The organism is Mucilaginibacter oryzae (assembly GCF_003148845.1).
In the GTDB taxonomy this organism is placed as follows: Bacteria; Bacteroidota; Bacteroidia; order Sphingobacteriales; family Sphingobacteriaceae; genus Mucilaginibacter; species Mucilaginibacter oryzae.
In genome coordinates, this window is the sequence record NZ_QGHA01000029.1 from 1 (window position 1) to 7,135 (window position 7,135).

General features: G+C 41.9%; 6 protein-coding genes and 1 tRNA gene. 3 read left to right on the top strand and 4 right to left on the bottom strand.

Translation table 11 applies throughout. The features are described from left to right. The first annotated feature begins 998 nt into the window (after positions 1-998). Positions 999-1,313: a DUF7677 family protein gene (locus LX99_RS25150; protein WP_456238161.1), complete on the top strand. Its 315-nt coding sequence runs from the start codon at positions 999-1,001 to the stop codon at positions 1,311-1,313. A gap of 92 nt (positions 1,314-1,405) precedes the next feature. On the opposite strand, the gene LX99_RS25155 is transcribed toward LX99_RS25150, so the two are convergent. Beyond that, positions 1,406-1,477 (bottom strand) — tRNA-Arg (locus tag LX99_RS25155). Positions 1,478-1,610: 133 nt separating this feature from the next. Beyond that, positions 1,611-3,683: a methionine--tRNA ligase gene (gene metG, locus LX99_RS25160; RefSeq protein WP_109611096.1), complete on the bottom strand. Its 2,073-nt coding sequence runs from the start codon at positions 3,681-3,683 to the stop codon at positions 1,611-1,613. A gap of 123 nt (positions 3,684-3,806) precedes the next feature. Between metG and LX99_RS25165 the strand changes: the two genes are divergently transcribed. Both LX99_RS25165 and LX99_RS25170 read left to right on the top strand, forming a co-directional pair. Further along, a complete protein-coding gene (locus LX99_RS25165; protein WP_109611099.1) occupies positions 3,807-4,772 on the top strand; it encodes a S66 peptidase family protein in 966 nt (321 codons plus the stop codon). A gap of 190 nt (positions 4,773-4,962) precedes the next feature. Continuing rightward, positions 4,963-5,832, top strand: a complete 870-nt coding sequence (locus LX99_RS25170) for a hypothetical protein (RefSeq protein ID WP_109611101.1) — start codon at positions 4,963-4,965, stop codon at positions 5,830-5,832. Between the two features lie 344 nt (positions 5,833-6,176). On the opposite strand, the gene LX99_RS26335 is transcribed toward LX99_RS25170, so the two are convergent. Continuing rightward, complete coding sequence (locus LX99_RS26335) at positions 6,177-6,308, bottom strand: hypothetical protein (RefSeq protein ID WP_281271007.1); 132 nt, start codon at positions 6,306-6,308, stop codon at positions 6,177-6,179. 135 nt (positions 6,309-6,443) lie between these two features. Further along, positions 6,444-7,135 (bottom strand): IS4 family transposase (locus tag LX99_RS25175; protein ID WP_146203231.1); only part of this gene is annotated, 692 nt, incomplete at its 5' end.

Genomic DNA, 7,135 nt, shown 5'->3' on the forward strand with positions numbered 1-7,135 from the left:
TCCGCTTGTTTTGTAACTCTTCGGTTTACTTCGGCCTTAGCCTCCGCTCACCTCCCGTTACGCTACATGATTTCCATTTCTTAAAAGAACTTATTCGCTTCCCTTCTCAGTTCAGCTATATAATCTCCGGCTTTAACCGGTTTGATTTGTCAATTTTTTCAGCGCGGGAATCGCTCCCTTTCACTTTTTGCCTCGAAGCATGTTAAACTTCCTTCTTTCTTATCAGCTAAACTCGCTTAGCCTCAACTTCTTTCGCTCTTTCAAGCTCCCTTCCGTTCGGGGTTGCAAAGGTAACAACCTTTTCTTTATTTCCAAAACTTTTTTTTATTTTTTATTTCCAAGTTTTGAACCGCCTCCCCTCTCTTCTCTTCCTCGTTTGCGGGCTGCAAAGGTGTGAATTTTTTCTTAGCTAACAAAAAGTTTTTTCAACTTTTTTTTGAACTTTTTCTATTCAACACTGTTAACCTTTTAATGAACATCCGCGCTATTCCGTTTCCTCATTTGCGGGGCTGCAAAGGTACACTCTTTTTAACTCTCTCCAAATTATTATTCGATATTTCCCTTAATGTTAACTTAACACACTGGTAAACAAATGGAAAAATTTCCTAAATAGATGGGAATACCCCTTTCCAATGCATTTATAACGGCAATCCCGACCAACACCCTATGAATAGCAGTCAATTTGCAACCCCAAACAACCGTAAAAACTATATCTGCACAGTAGTCGACATATTCCTTGGTACGCCATTAGCTTCCCCCTATTAAATACATAAGCCCTGGCGCACCGCAACAGGTTTAAATCCTTCGACTAGTGGTTATTGCATAACGCTACCATGCTTGACATACTGTAGCTTCTTCGTAATCCTTAGGCTAAAAAAACCGAACTCTTATTATGGTTATTTGGTTTTGCTATGAGGTTAAAGGCAATATCTACTAAAAAGACAAATAGCTAATGTGGCTTAGCGAACAAAAAATCATAGATTTACTTCGTTATAAAATTGAGTAATTCTTTTAGCGGAGCACTGAGAACGTTCGCCTATTTTATGGCAAGCGGCAGTCAATATACTCTCGAGGGAGTAGATTATCTATCTCTATACGGTAACGAACCAGGCGCTATTGAGCAGGTGTTTGCTATTTACGCCAATGTGATTGAATTAGATGACACCGGAAAAGTATTAAATGCTAAACCTGCTGAAAAAAGAGCGACAGACTATATGCGATCATATTGTGATCCTTCTTTTAAAGTTACCCCTCCATTCGAAGACTGGGAAGTGGCTCTCCATGAACCACCCTCTTTAAAAGATCAAGAATAAAGAAGAAAAAGGTTAAAAAAAGCCTCCAAATTTTCATCTGGAGGCTTTAATAATTTTCCCCATCTTGTGTTTCCATGGATGAGATTCTTCAGTGGTCCCGACGAGAATCGAACTCATATCTAGAGTTTAGGAAACTCCTATTCTATCCGTTGAACTACGGGACCATTACCGGCTTTTTAAAGGCCGGTATTTTATTTAGTTTGCAAAGGTGCAATTTTTCAATGAAAAATCACACCCTAAAATTCAAAATTTAAATCATGTTTCATTTGCACATATGCACATCTTAAATCCGCACATCTACCGGATTACCGCACCATTATGAAAATCTTCGTTAGGGACTACAAAGCTTAGCTTGCCTTCGCTGTTTTCTGCCATCAGGATCATGCCTTGCGATACGATCCCTTTAATTTCCCTCGGCTCGAGGTTTACCAGGATGCTTACTTTTTGGCCGATGATGTTCTCCGGTTCATAGTATTCGGCGATGCCTGATACCACGGTGCGCTCGTCAATTCCGGTATCTATGGTCAGCTTCAGCAACTTTTTGGTTTTGGCAACCTTTTCAGCAGTTAAAATAGTGCCCGTACGGATATCCATTGCGGCAAAGGTTTCGTAATTAACGTTCTCTTTTGCAGGTTGAACGTCAATTGATTTAGGGGGCGCGGCAGCTGCTTTTTTATCGGCCAGTTTTTTAAGTTGCGCCTCGATCATATCATCCTCTACCTTTTCAAACAATAATGCAGGCGGGTTTAACCGGTGGCCGTTATTAAAATACATTTCCTGGTCGTAAGCAATCGGTTCATTCGGCAGGTTAAGCATACCAATTATCTTTTTAGCAGTGCCCGGTAAAAATGCCTGCGCGGCAGTTGCCAGATGGCCAATCAGCACCAAACAGTTATGCAACGCATCCTTAGCCGATGCCGGATCTGCCTTAATGGCTTTCCAGGGCTCTTTTTCGGTAAGATAGCGATTACCCGAACGGGCGATATCCATCACCGCCTGCAATGCCTGGCGGTAACGATAGGCTTCCAGGTTTTTCTCAATCTCGTTGTAATATTCAGCTATGCTATTGCTCAGGCTTTCGTCGGTAAACCCGATCCGGTCAGTATCAGCTTCAATTTTACCATCGTAAAACTTATGCATTAATATCATTACCCTGTTTACAAAATTACCCAGGATAGCTACCAGCTCATTATTAACACGGGCCTGGTAATCTTTCCAGGTAAATTCGCTGTCGCTTGTTTCGGGCAGGATAGAGGTTAGTACATAACGCAGCTCATCCTGTTTACCCGGAAATTCTTCCAAATACTCGTGCAGCCAAACGGCGTGGTTACGCGAGGTTGAAAGCTTATCGCCCTCCAGGTTCAAAAATTCGTTTGCCGGAACATTTTGCGGCAGTATGTATTCGCCGTGGGCGTGTAAGATAGATGGGAAAATAATACAGTGGAATACAATATTATCCTTACCAATAAAGTGCAGCAAACAGGCATTGTCCTGCTCATCGGCCTGTTTTTTCCAGTATAGCTTCCAGTCTTTATTATTATCGATAGCCCACTGTTTAGTGGCCGAGATATAACCTATCGGGGCGTCCATCCAAACGTAAAGCTTTTTTCCTTTGGCTTCGGCCAGGGGCACATCAATGCCCCAGTCCAGGTCGCGGGTCATGGAGCGGGGTTGCAGGCCCGATTTAAGCCAGGATTTGCACTGCCCGAATACGTTCACTTTCCAGCTGCCTTCCTTGGCATCAATCCACTGTTCAAGCCACGGCTGGTATTTATCTAAGGGCAGGTACCAATGTTTAGTCGATTTCAATACCGGGGCTTTGCCGCTCAAGGTCGAGATCGGGTTGATCAGGTCGGTTGGATTGAGTGATGTGCCGCAACGTTCGCACTGATCGCCATAGGCATTTTCATTGCCGCAGTTAGGGCATGTACCGATAATGTACCTGTCGGCCAGGAACTGCTGGTAATCCTCATCAAAATATTGATCCGAAAATTTGTCAACAAACTCATCCTTTTCGTAAAGGTTCAGGAAAAACTCCTGGCTTAACTCGTGATGAATAGGCGATGACGTACGGTGGTAAATATCAAACGCTATCCCAAATTCCTCAAAACTTTCTTTGATCTGTTTGTGGTATTTATCAATGATAGCCTGTGGCGTGGTATCTTCCTTTTTGGCTTTGATGGTGATGGCTGCGCCATGCTCGTCCGAGCCGCAGATATACACCACATCCTTTTTTTTGAGCCTCAAATAGCGCACAAAAATATCGGCAGGCAAATAAGCGCCTGCCAGGTGACCGATGTGCAATGGCCCGTTGGCATAAGGCAGGGCCGAAGTAATGGTGAATCGTTTATATTTGTTGAGTTGTGACATTAAATATCGCCTTGGTAAATAGTGTGCAAAGATAATTGATTTATACGGGAGTGAGGTAGTTGGATGTCCGAAAGTCGGAAAGTCAGTAAAGTCCGGAAGCCGAACCCATTTTTTTATAACGTAATGGATAATCTTAATAATAATATAAAATCTTACGGACTTACGGACTTACGGACTTACGGACTTCCAAACTCCGTCCAGCCCCCGTTTTTGAAAAAAGGCGACAAAATTGCCATCACCTGCCCGGCAAAAAAATTACCCGAACCCATGACTGATGCCATAGCGCTGTTGCAAAGCTGGGGGCTTGAAGTTGTTTTAGGTGAAACGGTTGAGGCATCCTATCATCAATTTGCCGGCGATGATGAGTTGCGGGCGCGCGATCTGCAACGTTTTATTGATGATGATAACATTAAAGCCATTATAGCTGCCCGGGGAGGTTATGGCGCTATCCGGATGATTGACAAAGTGGATTTCGACCGACTTGCCACCAACCCTAAGTGGCTTATCGGCTTTAGCGATATTACTATACTGCATACCCATATTTTTACTAATTACGGCATGCAAAGCATCCACGGGCAAATGCCCATCAACATTCCTGACGCTACCAGGCATTCGTTGGATACGTTAAGAAAGGCCTTGTTTGGGGAACCATTGCATTATGAATTTATTTCGACCGGTGTTAACCGTAGCGGCGAAGCAAATGCTATACTTATTGGCGGCAACCTATCGTTGCTGGTTGCTGCCGCTGGCTCCGTATCAGACCTAAATTATACCGGGAAAATATTATTTATTGAGGATGTGGGTGAATACCTATACTCGGTAGACAGGATGCTGCGGATGCTGAAGCGGGCGGGAAAACTCTCCGACCTGGCCGGGCTTATAGTCGGTGGCTTTTCAGGCATGAAGGACAATGACATACCCTTTGGCCAAACTGTACCCGAAATGGTGATGGATGTGGTTAAAGAATATGACTACCCGGTATGCTTTGATTTCCCGGCGGGGCATATCCCGGATAATAATAGCCTGGTGTTGGGGCGGAGGGTCAGTTTAAGGGTTGATGAAGAACGGGGTCAGGTTGATTTTATTTAAGATATTTTAGCATATGCGTACTGTTTTCGCGTTGCTATAGGCACCTATACAATAACACCATTTCGTGAAAATAAAATAATCACAAGTTTAAAAGTCATTCATAAATCATATTTAAGTTAACCTTTAAAATACTTCCTGATAGCTAACATAATATTGTATTTTTCATAAAAAATAAATATCACAAATCATTATGAAAAAACAAGTATTATGGGCATTGCTGCTGGTAACCGCGGCGTTTACTTCGTGCTCGAAAAATGAACTTAAACCTGAAGTTGTAACTACCGGTAAAGACAAGTTGAAAACAAACGTAGCGCAGCCGACGTACCATTATGCCGACTTAATATTGCAACCGAGGCAACCAGGTGAAAACTTTGATACTTATAAGGCGACTTGGTCGGGGGCAGAAGTTAAAATGACTGGAAGTCCAATATGGTATCAGGCTGGCTATCCGACTCTAATAAATGGAATTCCAGGATTAAACGCATCCTACGGAGTCTATAGTAATGGAAACATGATTTCATCCTATGTTGCTGCGGGGCAAGACTTTTTCATTTTATCAATAGGAACTATTGTTTTACCCGACTTTCAGGCATTTCAAAAAGATGTAGATAGCTACATGAAAGCGCGCGATAATTATGAAAAGCTTGGCGGCCAAACACAAGTTCCTTTGGCATCTGATTATATAAAAGACTCTTACACATCAGGAATGGGTGGATACATAAGCGTTACAGGGAAATTAATACGGGTTACTACCGGATCGCACTGGGCGTTAGCTTCTGTTGATTATCCTACCCCAACACCAGTTGCGCCAGCTCCCCCTAAATTTGTTGGCGCTGTTCCAGACCCAAATGATAACACCATCGTGTACGATGTTTACGGTGTTAACGGCAATATCACCGTTACCAAAATATTTAAGAATGGTACAGAGCAAGGAATGTCGGGTGGTTTCTCGTCAGGATCATACTCGTTTATTGGAGGAAACATTTACCACGTTTCGATAACTGTTTATCGGGCAAACGGTACATCCTTTATATTCAACGGTAATTTAGATATTTCATAGCTATCCCCTACCTGCGGCACAACGACCTTCAACTGCAAATCCAATTTTTCTTGGAGGTGTACCTCATCCCGAAAATCCGAACCTCTATTACCACATATATGGAGCCGATGGTAAAATCACAAAAATAACCGACAGCGGCTGCAAATTAGCTGTTGGCACTTATACCACCACCAGTAACAAATTTATATTTAACGTTACTGTTACCATTGTAAAGAATGACGGAACTACGGTTACATACACCGGTCAAACAGCTGATTTGTCATAAAGTAAATTTTACAAAACAATAAAAGCCGCTAAAAGAATAGCGGCTTTTATTGTTTCTTGTTTAACGAAGTCAATAACAATTACTTATTCATCGTTTGTCCTAACAGTTTCAGATAATTGTCGTCAATATCATCAAATCCAGCTGTCGACATAAACTTATTCAGTTTATCCGCGTCGGCAGCAAATACTTCTTTAAGGCCTTTCTTTTTCAACTGCAGTTTAACCGGCTGCCTACGTATTCATAAGATATTTAAAACAAGCGCAGAAGTATGCCTCGTTGAACAGCGCTTTGTATACCTTGTTTAATTACCGCAAGTATTCTGCCTTAATGGGACACAACTGTCCACTTAAAATAAGCTGAGTGATAGTTGATTATAATTTAGTTCTTTGACATCTTTGTAATCTATTTTTTTAAGCAGCTCATTTACAGGTGTTTTATCCAGTAATGATATGCTAATTACCTGTAGTATTTCGTAGGTTGATCTGCCTGTTTTAAGATCTTCAGCTATGATTGCCACGAGGCAGTAAGTTATAATATCGGTATAGAGTTGAATACGAACAGCATTTTCAGAAGTGCCCCAAAAGGACTTGATCTTCAAGTGCTGTTTTATCCATTTAAAGAATAACTCTATTTGCCAGCGATTTTTGTAAAGTAGTGCTACCTGTGCTGCGGTGATTTCCATATTATTAGTCAGAAACACGAATGTTCTGTCACTTTCCTGATCGTAATACTTTACCCTCCGCAGTTTTTCAGGGTAATCCTTAGCAGTGTAAAAGCCGGTCAACTTTCCAGTTTGATCGCATAGCACACCAGTGGTTTTATCAACCTTGGCAGAATATATCCTGCGATATTTCAAACTTGATTTAGCCCGGATCACAAAGTAGGCTTTTCGTTGGGTTATGGCATATAGCCTTGAAAAGTCAACATAACCACGGTCAAAAATATAATAAGCGTTTTCCTCATAAACGATATGATCCATCGCATTGACATCGTTGACCGAAGCTGAAGTGATGTGTATAAAGGCTGGTATCTGGGTAT